Here is a 14,619-nt window from a genome sequence, read left to right on the forward strand (position 1 = left end):
TAAATGAAAAAAGATACGATCATGGTCATCGGAGCCGGCCAGATGGGGGCCGGGATCGCCCAGGTCTCTGCCCAGGCCGGATACAATGTTTACATGCACGACGTATCACCTGACCAAATTGAAAAGGGAATGAAGCGCATTTCCGGCCAGCTAGTGAGACAGGCGGAAAAAGGCAAGCTTCCGCATGGAGACGTGCAGCAAATCTACCAGCGTCTTTCTCCTTCGGCTTCGCTTGACGAAGCGCGGGAAGCTTTTCTCATCATTGAAGCGGCTGTTGAGCAAATGGATGTGAAAAAAGAGATTTTCAAACGGCTTGATGAAGTGACCGAAGACTCAGCCATATTGGCATCAAATACATCGTCATTGTCGATTACGGAACTCGCTTCCGTCACGAAAAAACCTCAAAATGTCATCGGCATGCATTTTATGAACCCGGTTCCGGTCATGCAGCTTGTCGAGGTCATAAGGGGGCTTGAGACGAGCGGCGAAACATATGAAACCATCGTGGCTGTGGCGGAGCGGATGAACAAGGTGCCGATCGAGGTGCGGGATTTTCCGGGATTTATCTCCAACCGCATTTTAATGCCGATGATTAACGAGGCGGTTTTTGCGCTTTATGAAGGCGTCGCCGAGAAAGAAAGCATAGACGGAATCATGAAGCTTGGCATGAACCATCCGATGGGCCCGCTGGCTCTCGCTGACCTGATCGGTCTGGATACGTGTCTGTATATTATGGAGACGCTGCATGAAGGTTTTGGCGATGATAAATACCGGCCTTGTCCGCTTCTTAAACAATATGTCAGCGCAGGACGTCTCGGAAAGAAAACGGGCAGAGGGTTTTATACGTACGAAAAGCAGCCGACATAAGGAGGGGTGACCTTGAATTTTCAGTTTACAGAAGAGCAGACCCGCATGCAGAAGATTGTCAGGCAATTTGTTAAACAGGAGGTCGCTCCTTTTGTACCTGAAATGGAGAAAGGGCGCTTTCCAACCTCTCTTTTGAAGAAAATGGCGGAGCGCGGCTGGATGGGGCTTCCGATTCCGGCTAAGTACAGCGGGGCCGGTCATGACTTTATCACCTATATGATGACCATCCATGAGCTGTCAAAGAAAAGCGCCGTTCTTGGCGCGGTTCTATCTGTACACACGTCAATTGTCACTATTCCCATTCTTTTATACGGAAATGAGCGGCAAAAAGAGCACTATGTTAAAAAGCTGGCAGCAGGGCAGTACTTGGGAGCTTTTTGTTTAACCGAACCGAGTGCCGGTTCCGATGCGGGCAGTCTAAAAACCAGGGCCGAAAAGCGCGGCGATACCTATGTGCTCAACGGAACGAAAGTTTTTATCACAAACGGCGGAGCCGCCGACATTTATCTAGTTTTTGCTTCAACCGATCCGAACGCGGGAACGGGAGGCATTTCGGCTTTTATCGTGGAGAAGGGCACGCCGGGCTTTTTTATCGGGAAAAATGAAGAGAAAATGGGGCTTCACGGTTCGCTGACGGTCACTTTAAATTTTGATAGCGCTGTCATTCCCGCCCGGCAGCTGCTGGGGGAGGAAGGAAAAGGATTCAAAATGGCCCTGTCCAATCTGGATACTGGGCGGATCGGAATTGCGGCGCAGGCTTTGGGCATCGCCGAAGGAGCGCTTTCTGAAGCCATCGAATTTCTAAAAAAACGGCATCCGGACGGAGAGCTGTATAAGAACGGACAAGGGCTTGCCTTTAAGCTGGCCGACATGGCGGCGAGGACAGAGGCGGCCAGGCTTCTCGTCTATCAGGCTGCTTCATTGAAACAGCAAGGCGTGCAAACGGGAAAGGCTGCTTCAATGGCCAAACTGTTTGCTTCGGAAACGGCGATGTATGTCGCCGGAGAGGCCGTGCAGCTGCTCGGAGATTTTGGATATACAAAGGATTTCAGCGCTGAACGATATTTCAGGGATGCGAAAGTGTGTGAAATTTATGAGGGCACAAGCGAGATCCAGCGGATCGTCATCGGTAAGCATTTATAAGGGGGGAAAAGAATGATCTTTAAGCTGAGTGAAGAGCACCAAATGATACAGAAGATGGTGCGCGACTTTGCCCGTCAAGAGGTGGAGCCGACTGCGAAGGAGCGGGATGAGGAAGAGCGGTTTGACATGGAACTGTTTGCCAAAATGGCGGAATTGGGGCTGACGGGAATACCGTGGCCTGAGGAATACGGGGGGATCGGCAGCGACTATCTCGCCTATGTCATCGCGGTTGAAGAGCTTTCCAAAGTCTGCGCCTCAACGGGCGTCACCTTGTCAGCCCATACTTCGCTTGCGGGCTGGCCGATTTATGCATTCGGAACGGAAGAACAGAAGCAGGAATACTTAAAGCCGATGGCCCGCGGTGAAAAGATAGGCGCCTACGGATTGACGGAGCCCGGTTCAGGCTCTGATGCCGGCTGCATGAAAACGACCGCGGTCAGAAATGGTGATGATTATATTTTAAACGGAACGAAGATCTTTATCACAAACGGCGGAATTGCAGACATCTACATCGTGTTTGCCAACCTTGCGCCGGAACAGAAGCATAAAGGCACAACCGCTTTTATCGTTGAAAAGGATTTTCCCGGTTTTTCTGTCGGGAAAAAAGAAAGGAAACTGGGCATCCGTTCATCGCCGACAACCGAAATTATCTTTCAGGACTGCCGCGTGCCTTTAAAAAACCGCCTTGGCGGGGAAGGTGAAGGCTTTAAAATTGCAATGCAGACGCTTGACGGAGGCAGAAACGGAATTGCCGCTCAAGCCGTCGGGATTGCCCAGGGTGCATTTGAGGCGGCGAAGGCGTATGCGAAAGAGCGGAAGCAATTCGGCAGGCCGATCGCCGAGCAGCAGGGCATCGCTTTTAAACTGGCTGATATGGCGACGGAGATTGAAGCTTCAAGGCTTTTAACCTACCAGGCGGCATGGCTGGAATCAGAGGGGCTGCCTTATGGAAAAGCTTCCGCCATGTCGAAGCTATACGCAGGGGATACGGCTATGAAAGTGACGACGGAGGCCGTGCAAATATTCGGCGGATACGGCTACACAAAGGATTATCCGGTCGAGCGCTTTATGCGCGATGCAAAAATCACTCAAATCTATGAAGGAACGCAGGAAATTCAGAAGCTCGTCATTTCGAGAATGCTGATGAAATAAGGGTGGAAAACAGCCGTCTGGCACGGTTTGGGCTGCTGCCGGCGGACAGGCCGCCGACGCAGTTTTTTTCGTTTTCAAGGGGCCGGACGCTCCCGGCTGTTCTATGTTTCAATCCCGCTTGCCGCCGATTTCCAATGTAACAGGTAAAAATTATTGAATTAACGGGAATAAAGGTGGCATAAAGTGATTTCTTTTGTTTATAATGAGAGGTATGGTTTGTCGTAAAGACAGGGATTACATGCTTATTTTCTATGACAGAGATAGTAGATACATACATGAAGATAGAAAGGGAGTGTCTGGCGATGAGTTTGAAACAATACTCAGAGGAACAGCTAAAGGAAATGGCTTTAGTTGAAATCGCATACGAAATTTTTTCGGAACACAAAAAACCGATTACATTCCAGGAGCTAACAGATCAAGTGGCTTCCTTGCTTGGAATGGGGAAAGAAGAGCTGGAAGACCGCATCGCCCAGTTCTACACAGATTTAAATATCGACGGACGCTTTTTGGCGCTGTCAGACCAAACGTGGGGCCTGCGCAGCTGGTATCCGTATGATCAGCTTGATGAAGAAACACAGCCGACTGTAAAAGCGAAAAAGAAAAAAGCGAAAAAAGTGGTTGAAGAAGATCTTGCTCTTGACGAATTCGAAGAAATCGACGAGGATGATATTCTTCTTGACGATGTCGAAGACGATTTGGACATTGACGCCGATGAATTCGAAGAAATCGATGAAGCCGACGATGATGAACTGGATGATCTTGAAGACGAGATCCTGGATGATGATGAAGATTTTGAAGAAGAGGAAGACGAGGAGTAATTTTGCCGCCTGAACGGAATTCATGTTTAAATCGATCTTGACTTTCACAGGCGAACTATGTAGTATGTATTTTGGGCTCTTCAAAACGAAGAGATTCGAGTGATACGGACTATCAGCTCCCTTTCAAGAAATTGAAAGGGAGCTTTCTTGTTTTTCCGCCTCCTTATCATTTAAATCATTTAGAAAAGATCTAAATGATTTTTCATAAAAAGAGCATTTTAAGGAATAAGCGTTAATCGAAGAGAGGGGTACAGAAATGACAAAATATATCTTTGTAACCGGAGGAGTTGTATCCTCGCTTGGAAAAGGAATTACGGCGTCTTCGCTCGGCCGCCTGCTGAAGAACAGAGGTTTGAATGTCACCATTCAAAAATTTGACCCGTATATCAACGTAGACCCGGGGACGATGAGCCCGTATCAGCACGGTGAAGTGTTCGTAACCGACGACGGTGCGGAAACGGATCTTGACCTCGGCCACTATGAGCGCTTCATCGACATCAATTTAAATAAATACAGCAACGTGACAACAGGAAAAATCTATTCCACGGTGCTGAAAAAAGAGCGCAGAGGCGATTATTTAGGCGGTACCGTACAGGTTATACCTCATATCACAAATGAAATTAAAGACCGCGTATTCCGCGCCGGAAAAGAAACGGGCGCTGATGTCGTGATCACCGAAATCGGCGGAACCGTCGGTGATATCGAATCGCTGCCGTTTCTTGAAGCGATCCGCCAGATCAAGAGCGATGTCGGCCGCGACAATGTGATGTACATCCACTGTACGCTAGTTCCATATCTTAAAGCGGCGGGAGAAATGAAGACAAAGCCGACTCAGCACAGCGTAAAAGAACTGCGCAGCCTCGGCATCCAGCCAAATGTCATCGTCGTGAGAACAGAAATGCCGATTTCTCAGGACATGAAAGATAAAATCGCGCTGTTCTGCGACATCGATCCTAAAGCCGTCATCGAGGCCGGCGATGCGGATACGCTCTACTCCATTCCTCTCGACCTGCAAAAACAAGGGCTGGACAGCTTGGTCTGCAGCCACTTGAAGTTAGATTGTAGAGAAGCCGATATGGAAGAATGGAAAGAACTCGTCAAAAAGGTGAAAAGTCTGTCCAAGACGGTGACAATCGCTTTGGTTGGTAAATACGTCGAGCTCCCGGATGCTTACATTTCAGTTGTGGAATCGCTTCGCCATGCAGGTTATGCGTTTGACGCAGACATTCAGGTTAAATGGATCAATGCGGAAGAAGTGACGGAAGACAACGTTGCCGATCTTGTTCAGAATGCGGACGGTATTCTTGTGCCGGGCGGATTTGGAGACCGCGGTGTTGAAGGGAAAATCACGACAGTCAAATATGCCCGCGAACAAAAGATTCCGTTCTTCGGCATTTGCCTCGGAATGCAGGTGGCATCGATTGAATACGCGAGAAATGTGCTCGGTCTTGAAGGAGCGCACTCAGCCGAAATCGATCCTTCCACACCGTATCCGATTATCGACCTTCTCCCTGAACAAAAGGACATTGAAGACCTCGGCGGAACACTGCGCCTCGGACTTTATCCGTGCAAGCTTCAAGAAGGGTCGAAAGCGTATCAGGCATATGAAAATGAAGTGGTGTATGAACGCCACCGCCACCGCTATGAATTCAACAACGAATTCAGACAGCAGATGGAAGAAGCCGGATTCGTATTTTCCGGGACAAGCCCTGACGGCCGCCTTGTGGAAATTATCGAGCTTAAAGACCATCCATGGTTTGTCGCGTCTCAGTTCCACCCTGAATTCACGTCAAGACCGACAAGACCTCAGGCTCTGTTCAGAGACTTCGTACATGCTTCGCTGAAGACTTCGGAAAAGCTGTAAAAAAGAAAAAGCCTGCCGGCAAACCACGCCGGCAGGCTTTTTTGGATTTTTCTGGTGATCATGGCGGCCCGAACTGGTACTATATTCATTAAGGCCGGCCCCACCGTCATTAATTTCCTTTAGGCAACCCTGTTTTATTGGTATTCCTGAAGAATTTCCTTTAATGTAAAGGATAGGGCATGATAAATGTAGAGGCTGACCATCAGGGACGGAAATCCGAACCTTGTTCCGTCTTCATCGGGAAGAAGCGGCATTCTCAGCTTTGAATCGATATGGACATCGGCGAATGATGCGATCGGGGCGCCGTCTTTTCCCGAAGGGGAGACGACAACAAGTCCGATTCCTTTTTCAAACAGTTTTTCCGCCATTTTCAGCTCTTCGTCATCTGCTGAACCGGCGCAGAACATCAGCACTTTGTCCGTCATTTCAAAATCGGGCCAGTTTTCTTCGTCCTTCGGCAGCACTTTGACTGAGGGGAACGGTTCAGAACTGTACATCGCTTCTTTCAAAATGCCTTCCAATTCATTTTTTCCGTATACATAAACCGAATGATCACTGATGACCGCCTGAGCCAACAAGCGGGCGCCGTCCTCTATCGATTGGGCCTCGCCCTCTTGAATCCGGTTGAAGATTCCCGTCAATTGAGTGGTGAAAATTTTAAGCAAGCTGACTCCTCCTTTTTTACTGACTATCATTATATAACAAAAGAGAATAATGGGAAAAATCCTCTAAATATGTCGCAAACTTAAATATTTTAATTAAAGGAAAAGAGAAAAACAAAACAGAATAGATAAACTACTGCTTAATTTTGGCGAAAATTATAAATATAGAGGTGTAAATCATGAATGAGAAGATTTTAATCGTAGACGACCAGTACGGGATTCGGGTTCTGCTGAATGAAGTTTTCAATAAAGAAGGATACAAAACCTTCCAGGCTGCGAACGGGATTCAAGCGCTTGACATTGTGAAAAACCAGCGCCCCGACCTCGTTTTGCTCGATATGAAAATCCCCGGCATGGACGGAATTGAAATTTTGAAAAGGATGAAGGTCATTGACGAGGGGATCCGCGTCATCATTATGACGGCCTACGGAGAGCTCGACATGATCCAGGAATCGAAGGAGCTCGGAGCCCTGACGCACTTTGCGAAGCCTTTTGACATCGACGAAATTCGCGATGCCGTTAAAACCTATCTGCCCATAAAGTCCAACGGATAGCGGAAAAGTTTTTGATGTTGTCACAGTCACAATGTTGCCGATTTGTTGATTAATTGTTATTCTATATAAGTAGAGAAAAGCTATCTAACGTTTTTAAAAAACCAAAACATTTTACATATGGCGGATTTTTCTGGTCATGCTAGGTAGGTGTGGAGGCTTTTTTCGCAAAAGCAAATCAGGCTACATAAGGAGGACTTTCGACATGCCTTTAGTATCAATGACGGAAATGTTGAATAAAGCAAAAGAAAACGGATATGCTGTCGGACAATTTAACTTAAATAACCTTGAGTTCACTCAAGCGATTTTACAAGCCGCTGAAGAAGAGAAATCTCCTGTTATCCTCGGTGTATCAGAAGGTGCAGGACGCTATATGGGCGGATTTAAAACCGTTGTGGCAATGGTTAAAGCGCTGATGGAAGAATACAACGTAACAGTACCTGTTGCGATTCATTTAGACCACGGCTCAAGCTTTGAATCTTGTGCAAAAGCGATTCATGCGGGATTCACTTCCGTTATGATCGACGCTTCCCACCATCCTTTCGAGGAGAACGTTGCGACGACTTCAAAAGTTGTTGAGCTCGCTCATTTCCACGGCGTATCAGTTGAAGCTGAGCTTGGAACTGTAGGCGGACAGGAAGACGACGTCATTGCAGAAGGCGTCATCTACGCGGACCCTAAAGAGTGCCAAGAACTTGTTGAGCGCACAGGAATCGACTGCCTTGCACCTGCATTAGGTTCTGTTCACGGCCCTTACAAAGGCGAACCAAACCTTGGATTCAAAGAAATGGAAGAAATCGGAAACACAACTGGTCTTCCGCTCGTACTTCACGGCGGTACAGGCATTCCGACTGCCGACATCAAGAAAGCTATTTCTTTAGGTACGGCAAAAATCAACGTCAACACTGAAAACCAAATCGCTTCTGCGAAAGCTGTTCGCGAAACGCTTGCTGCGAAGCCTGAAGAGTATGATCCGCGCAAATACCTCGGACCTGCACGCGAAGCTATCAAAGAAACAGTGATCGGCAAAATGCGTGAATTTGGTTCTTCAAACAAAGCATAATGACGATTGGAAAAGTATCTGTTTTCCCGCAAAGCCGGGGAAACAGGATGTTTTTCTGATGTTTTAGGGAAGTGCTGTTAACACATGCCTTTGACGGCATGAGGCTCTTTTGCTTCCCGTTCAGTCAAAAAAGCCGCCTGATAGCGACAGGCGGTTTTATCCATATCATCCGGAAAGCGCAAACATGTTCCACAGTTCAGACATTTTCATGACAGGAGGTTTTATCAATATGCTGTTTTTTATTGATACTGCAAATTTAGACGAAATTAAAGAGGCGCACGCTCTCGGTGTGCTTGCAGGAGTTACGACAAATCCTAGTTTAGTAGCAAAAGAAAACATTTCGTTTCATGACCGTCTGCGTGAAATTACCGAAGTGGTTTCTGGGTCAGTCAGCGCCGAGGTTATTTCTCTGAAGGCTGAAGAGATGATTGAAGAAGGAAAAGAGCTTGCAAAAATCGCGCCGAATATTACGGTGAAAATTCCGATGACGTCTGACGGCCTGAAAGCTGTTAAAGCATTAACCGATCTCGGGATTAAAACGAACGTCACGCTGATCTTCAGCGCAAACCAGGCGCTTCTTGCCGCAAGAGCAGGAGCTACGTATGTTTCCCCGTTCCTGGGACGCCTTGACGATATCGGCCACAACGGCCTCGATTTGATCAGTGAAATTAAACAAATTTTCGATGTGCACGGTTTGGACACGCAAATCATTGCCGCGTCCATCCGCCATGCTCAGCATGTGACTGAAGCCGCGCTAAGGGGAGCGCATATCGGCACGATGCCTCTCAAAGTCATTCATCAGCTTACAAAGCACCCGCTGACTGATAAAGGGATTGAACAGTTTTTAGCTGACTGGAATAAATAATTGCTTCATGTGGGTGGCAAGTGGAGGGGCTCCCTCCGTTTGTCACCATTTTGTCTTACAAAGAGAAATGAATGTTTTGCAGAAGAGAACCTTGCCGCAGTCTGCTTCGCTGCTTTTCTTCCCGATAAATTTAAAATGTGTTGTATTCTTTCTCTTTTAATTGGATAGATTTTGAAATGAACCATTTATTTTGAGTCTGAAGGAAATCTCATTATGAAGCGCTCCATTAGCTATCTTCTTTAAGGAAGGAGACGATCATGGAAAAGTTAAATATAGCCGGCGGCGATCCTCTCAATGGCACAGTACATATAAGCGGAGCGAAAAACAGCGCTGTCGCTCTCATACCCGCGACGATTTTGGCTGATTCGACGGTTACGCTTGAAGGCCTTCCCCATATTTCAGACATTTTGACGCTGCGCGATCTGCTGAGAGAGATCGGCGGAAACGTTCACTTTGAAAAGGGAGAAATGGTCGTTGATCCTGCGCCGATGATCAGCATGCCTTTGCCGAATGGAAAAGTGAAACAGCTTCGGGCTTCTTATTACTTAATGGGCGCGATGCTCGGACGCTTTAAGAAAGCGGTCATCGGCCTTCCAGGCGGCTGCCACCTCGGTCCGAGACCGATTGATCAGCATATCAAAGGTTTCGAGGCGCTCGGAGCCGAAGTGACGAACGAACAGGGTGCGATCTATCTGCGTGCGGAGGAATTAAAAGGCGCGCGCATTTATCTTGATGTCGTCAGTGTTGGAGCAACGATCAACATCATGCTTGCCGCCGTGCTTGCCAAAGGCAGAACCGTAATTGAAAATGCTGCGAAAGAACCTGAGATTATCGATGTTGCGACCCTTTTAACGAGCATGGGAGCAAAAATAAAAGGTGCCGGTACGGATGTCATTCGCATCGAAGGCGTTGAGTCGCTTCACGGGTGCAGACACTCGATTATTCCGGACCGGATCGAAGCCGGCACTTTCATGATCGCAGCTGCTTCCATGGGACAAGAAGTGCTGATTGATAATGTGATTCCGACGCATTTGGAATCGTTAATCGCCAAGCTCCGCGAAATGGGAGTTCGAATCGAAGAAAGCAGCGAGCAGATTTTAATGGTCGGCGGACAGAAAGAGCTGAAACCCGTCGATTTAAAAACGCTCGTATACCCCGGTTTTCCGACAGATCTGCAGCAGCCGATGACATCGCTCTTAACGAAGGCAAACGGGACGAGCGTCGTCACTGACACCATTTATTCCGCCCGCTTCAAACATATTGACGAGCTGAGGCGCATGGGCGCGTCGATGAAGGTCGAAGGCAGATCGGCGATTATTACCGGTCCCGTTCCTCTGCAGGGCGCCAAGGTGAAAGCGAGCGATCTGCGGGCGGGAGCGTGTCTCGTTGTTGCGGGTCTAATGGCGGAAGGAGTCACGGAAATCACCGGTTTGGAGCACCTTGACAGAGGCTACAGCCAGCTTGAAGAAAAGCTGGCAAAGCTTGGGGCCACTGTCTGGCGCGAAAAATTGACAGACCAGGAAATTGAACAGCTGCAAAATTCCTGATGGACAAATGCTGTGATAGATCAAACATAAAACGATTTCATACGGGTGAGGGGAGATTAGATAGGAATGGAAAGAAGCTTATCGATGGAACTGGTGCGTGTGACAGAAGCGGCTGCGCTTAAGTCAGCGCGCTGGATGGGTAGAGGTAAAAAGGACGAGGCCGACGACGCTGCGACAAGCGCCATGAGGGATGTATTTGACACCATTCCTATGAAGGGAACGGTCGTAATCGGAGAAGGGGAAATGGACGAAGCGCCGATGCTTTATATTGGAGAAAAGCTCGGCAACGGCTACGGCCCTCGCGTAGACGTAGCAGTAGATCCTCTCGAAGGGACGAACATCGTTGCAAGCGGCGGATGGAACGCACTCGCAGTCATTGCTGTGGCTGATCACGGAAACTTGCTGAATGCGCCTGACATGTATATGGATAAAATCGCTGTAGGTCCTGAAGCTGTCGGCTGCATCGATATTGAAGCGCCTGTGATTGATAACTTAAAAGCTGTGGCAAAAGCAAAAAATAAAGATGTAGAAGATGTCGTAGCCACGATTTTGAACCGTTCGCGGCACGAGGAAATCATCCATGAGCTTCGCGAAGCAGGCGCCCGAATCAAGCTGATCAACGACGGGGACGTGGCCGGTGCCATTAACACCGCTTTTGATCATACAGGCGTCGATATTTTATTCGGCTCAGGGGGAGCTCCGGAAGGCGTCTTGTCTGCTGTCGCACTCAAAGCTCTCGGAGGAGAAATTCACGGAAAGCTTCTTCCTCAAAACGAAGAAGAACTGAGACGCTGTGAAAAGATGGGGCTTGATACGGGCAAAGTGCTCCGCATGGAAGACCTCGTCAAAGGAGACGACGCGATTTTTGCTGCAACCGGTGTCACAGACGGAGAGCTCTTGAAAGGCGTGCAATTCAAAGGATCTGTTGGAACGACCCACAGTATAGTCATGAGAGCGAAATCCGGTACGGTGCGGTTTGTGGACGGAAGACACAGTCTCAAGAAAAAACCTAACCTGGTCATCCGGCCATAAGAAAAAGCGGGGATATAGACGACCCGCTTTTCCCTTGTATTTCACTTCACGAATTGAATCAAGGTTCATACTCTGATACAATAGCTAACGGCTTTTTCTTCTTTATGTCAAGGCATTTTCAAAACAGGGTCATCTCTATCAATTTCATGTCAAATCGTAAATGAAGTTGAATATGTACGACAAATGGGGTAAAACTAAAGAGTGCTGCGAAATTTTCTGCACATGTTGGTTCTTAGAGAGCCAAAATCCTGCCGCATCTATCAGATATGCGATTATCTTCTCTTGTTAAGTCCTCGCTTCTTTCTCGACTCATACTTATAATCCTTTTCAATACGTCGATATATATGGGTAGAAGCGTTGCCGGTAAACGAATCGGCAGTATAATCAAGCGTCTTTCATGAATTTGATGAGACAAAGTAAATTATTCGATTAGAAAAGAGTGGTGTTCTTAGTGAAAGATGTATCCATTTCATCTTTGGAAAATATGAAATTAAAAGAGCTGTATGAGCTTGCAAGGCATTATAAAGTCTCTTATTACAGCAAACTGACAAAAAAGGAACTGATTTTTGCCATTCTGAAAGCGAACGCCGAACAGGAAGATCTGCTGTTCATGGAAGGCGTATTGGAAATCATCCAGTCTGAAGGGTTCGGCTTTCTCAGACCGATCAATTACTCCCCTAGTTCAGAGGATATCTATATTTCCGCTTCGCAAATCCGCCGTTTTGATTTGAGAAACGGTGACAAAGTGTCCGGAAAGGTCCGTCCTCCAAAAGAAAACGAACGGTATTACGGCCTTCTGCATGTTGAAGCGGTTAACGGCGACGATCCTGAATCGGCAAAAGAGCGCGTGCACTTTCCAGCGTTAACGCCTCTTTATCCAGACCGCCAGATGGTGCTTGAAACGAAACCGAATCACCTGTCAACACGGATCATGGACATGATGGCGCCGGTCGGATTTGGACAGCGCGGTCTGATCGTCGCTCCGCCTAAAGCAGGTAAAACCATGCTTTTGAAAGAGATCGCGAACAGCATCACAACCAACCATCCGGAGGCGGAGCTGATCGTGCTTCTTATCGATGAAAGGCCTGAGGAAGTGACTGATATCGAACGTTCGGTTGCAGGAGACGTCGTCAGCTCAACGTTTGACGAAGTGCCTGAAAACCACATCAAGGTGGCCGAGCTTGTTTTGGAACGTGCGATGAGGCTTGTCGAACATAAAAAGGACGTCATCATTTTAATGGACAGCATTACAAGGCTTGCCCGCGCTTATAACCTAGTCATTCCACCGAGCGGCCGAACGTTGTCAGGGGGAATCGATCCCGGCGCTTTCCACCGTCCAAAGCGTTTCTTTGGAGCAGCCCGCAACATCGAAGAGGGCGGCAGCTTAACGATCTTGGCGACCGCGCTTGTCGACACGGGCTCGCGGATGGATGACGTCATTTATGAAGAATTTAAAGGGACAGGGAACATGGAGCTTCATCTTGACCGTTCTCTTGCGGAAAGAAGAATCTTTCCTGCCATTGATATTCGCCGTTCGGGTACGCGTAAAGAAGAACTTCTCGTTCCGAAAGAGCACCTTGACCGTCTGTGGTCCATCCGGAAAACGATGTCTGACACGCCTGATTTCGTCGAGAAATTTATGAGAAAAATGAAAAAGACGAAAACGAATCAGGAGTTTTTCGATATTCTGATCCAGGAATGGAAGCAAGCGAATATGTCGGCGGCAAGGCGCTGATTTAAAACTTTAGTTTGCAAAACGTCCGAATCGCTGTTATAATTTCATCATGTGCGTTCCGGAGGTTTTGTCCCGGAATAATAACTCTGTTTCCGAATTGGATTCAGGGCGGAAGGAGATGACAGATATGAAAGCAGGAATTCATCCTGAGTTCAAAAAAGCAACAGTCAAATGCGCTTGTGGAAACGAATTTGAAACAGGTTCAGTAAAAGAAGAGGTACGCGTTGAGATTTGTTCTGAATGCCATCCGTTCTACACTGGCCGCCAAAAATTCGCTTCTGCTGATGGTCGTGTTGATCGCTTTAACAAAAAATACGGTCTTAAGTAATAATAGATATGATAAACAGGCAGGATTTTTCTTGCCTGTTTTTTTACTTGCAATAATCGCTGGAGAGGAGTTAGTCGGATGTACATCATGAAGCAAAGCGGATGGCTTGAGCTCATATGCGGAAGCATGTTTTCGGGCAAGTCAGAGGAGCTTATCCGCCGGATCAAAAGGGCAACGTTTGCGAGACAGGAAGTCAAAGTGTTTAAACCAGCCATTGATAATCGCTACAGCAGTGAATCGGTTGTTTCGCATAATGGGACATCCATTGTTTGCCATGCCATCGCATCTCCGGAAGAAATTTTTCAATACATAAGCAAAGAAACGGATGTCATCGGCGTCGATGAAGTCCAGTTTTTTGACGAATCGATTGTCGGCACGTTAACTTCTCTGGCTGATCAGGGCTACCGTGTGATTGCAGCAGGTCTTGATTTGGACTTCCGGGGCGAGCCTTTCGGTGTCGTGCCAGATCTTATGGCTTTAGCGGAAACGGTGACGAAGCTGCAAGCGGTGTGCTCTGTCTGCGGATCTCCGGCCAGCCGTACGCAGAGGCTGATCAATGGAAAACCTGCTTCTTATGACGATCCGGTCATTTTGGTGGGGGCTTCCGAAGCATATGAAGCACGCTGTCGCCACCATCATGAAGTGCCTGGAAAGCCAAAATGAAATCGGACAAACACATAGATTTTCACGCAAAAAACACTTGGTAAAAACAAGTGTTTTTTTTATTGAATCCTTTTTATAGGAATTAATGTAATTAAAAAACTTAATTAAGAATACGAAAAAATTAACTAATTTTCATCGCTTGAATTTTGATAAAGTCAGGCATAAAATGACTTACTGTAGTCAGTAAAAAGTAAATAGGTTTTAAGAAATGTTCAGTTTTTTGTCAAAAACGCGCGTTACATATTTGACAATCTACATGTGTAAAAAAGGCAAATGTTCTATATTGTTTACCGTATTTATTTCACTTCATTAATATTTTAAGAAAGAAG

The 14,619-nt window shown here is 47.2% G+C and carries 14 protein-coding genes; 13 read left to right on the forward strand and 1 reads right to left on the reverse strand.

Annotated features, from left to right (window positions below):
* Positions 1-3 precede the first annotated feature (3 nt).
* The 5 genes from KI350_RS08150 to KI350_RS08170 all read left to right on the forward strand — a co-directional run bounded on the left by KI350_RS08150 (position 4) and on the right by KI350_RS08170 (position 5,844).
* Positions 4-867, forward strand: a complete 864-nt coding sequence (locus tag KI350_RS08150) for a 3-hydroxybutyryl-CoA dehydrogenase (protein ID WP_020453295.1) — start codon at positions 4-6, stop codon at positions 865-867.
* Positions 868-879: 12 nt separating this feature from the next.
* On the forward strand, positions 880-2,010 hold the full coding sequence (locus KI350_RS08155) for an acyl-CoA dehydrogenase family protein (RefSeq protein ID WP_065644465.1): 1,131 nt from the start codon (positions 880-882) through the stop codon (positions 2,008-2,010).
* Positions 2,011-2,022: 12 nt separating this feature from the next.
* Positions 2,023-3,162 (forward strand): acyl-CoA dehydrogenase, encoded by a 1,140-nt coding sequence (locus KI350_RS08160; RefSeq protein WP_065644466.1) that lies wholly within the window; start codon positions 2,023-2,025, stop codon positions 3,160-3,162.
* A gap of 302 nt (positions 3,163-3,464) precedes the next feature.
* The gene (gene rpoE / locus KI350_RS08165) at positions 3,465-3,980 is read left to right on the forward strand and encodes a DNA-directed RNA polymerase subunit delta (protein WP_020453292.1); all 516 of its coding nucleotides are present in this window, start codon (positions 3,465-3,467) and stop codon (positions 3,978-3,980) included.
* 256 nt (positions 3,981-4,236) lie between these two features.
* Positions 4,237-5,844 carry a CTP synthase gene (locus KI350_RS08170; RefSeq protein ID WP_020453291.1) on the forward strand — a complete coding sequence of 536 codons (1,608 nt, stop codon included), beginning with the start codon at positions 4,237-4,239 and terminating at the stop codon, positions 5,842-5,844.
* 134 nt (positions 5,845-5,978) lie between these two features.
* On the opposite strand, the gene KI350_RS08175 is transcribed toward KI350_RS08170, so the two are convergent.
* On the reverse strand, positions 5,979-6,509 hold the full coding sequence (locus tag KI350_RS08175) for a DUF2529 domain-containing protein (protein WP_020453290.1): 531 nt from the start codon (positions 6,507-6,509) through the stop codon (positions 5,979-5,981).
* 173 nt (positions 6,510-6,682) lie between these two features.
* Here KI350_RS08175 and KI350_RS08180 point away from each other — a divergent pair, with 173 nt between their 5' ends.
* The 8 genes from KI350_RS08180 (at position 6,683) to KI350_RS08215 (ending at position 14,290) form a co-directional block, all read left to right on the forward strand.
* On the forward strand, positions 6,683-7,060 hold the full coding sequence (locus KI350_RS08180) for a response regulator (RefSeq protein ID WP_094777382.1): 378 nt from the start codon (positions 6,683-6,685) through the stop codon (positions 7,058-7,060).
* Between the two features lie 202 nt (positions 7,061-7,262).
* Complete coding sequence (locus KI350_RS08185) at positions 7,263-8,120, forward strand: class II fructose-bisphosphate aldolase (RefSeq protein ID WP_020453288.1); 858 nt, start codon at positions 7,263-7,265, stop codon at positions 8,118-8,120.
* Positions 8,121-8,349: 229 nt separating this feature from the next.
* Positions 8,350-8,985, forward strand: a complete 636-nt coding sequence (fsa, locus tag KI350_RS08190) for a fructose-6-phosphate aldolase (protein WP_020453287.1) — start codon at positions 8,350-8,352, stop codon at positions 8,983-8,985.
* A 257-nt stretch (positions 8,986-9,242) separates the two neighbouring features.
* Positions 9,243-10,532 carry a UDP-N-acetylglucosamine 1-carboxyvinyltransferase gene (locus KI350_RS08195; RefSeq protein ID WP_023857064.1) on the forward strand — a complete coding sequence of 430 codons (1,290 nt, stop codon included), beginning with the start codon at positions 9,243-9,245 and terminating at the stop codon, positions 10,530-10,532.
* 66 nt (positions 10,533-10,598) lie between these two features.
* Positions 10,599-11,564 carry a class II fructose-bisphosphatase gene (gene glpX, locus KI350_RS08200; RefSeq protein ID WP_023857065.1) on the forward strand — a complete coding sequence of 322 codons (966 nt, stop codon included), beginning with the start codon at positions 10,599-10,601 and terminating at the stop codon, positions 11,562-11,564.
* Positions 11,565-12,015: 451 nt separating this feature from the next.
* Positions 12,016-13,299 carry a transcription termination factor Rho gene (gene rho / locus KI350_RS08205; RefSeq protein WP_003186053.1) on the forward strand — a complete coding sequence of 428 codons (1,284 nt, stop codon included), beginning with the start codon at positions 12,016-12,018 and terminating at the stop codon, positions 13,297-13,299.
* 127 nt (positions 13,300-13,426) lie between these two features.
* Entirely contained in the window at positions 13,427-13,627 is a 201-nt protein-coding gene (gene rpmE, locus KI350_RS08210) for a 50S ribosomal protein L31 (RefSeq protein ID WP_003186051.1), read from the forward strand.
* Between the two features lie 78 nt (positions 13,628-13,705).
* Positions 13,706-14,290 carry a thymidine kinase gene (locus KI350_RS08215; RefSeq protein WP_020453284.1) on the forward strand — a complete coding sequence of 195 codons (585 nt, stop codon included), beginning with the start codon at positions 13,706-13,708 and terminating at the stop codon, positions 14,288-14,290.
* Positions 14,291-14,619: the final 329 nt, after the last annotated feature.

The organism is Bacillus sp. J41TS8, from assembly GCF_018333035.1.
GTDB classification, from domain to species: Bacteria; Bacillota; Bacilli; order Bacillales; family Bacillaceae; genus Bacillus; species Bacillus paralicheniformis.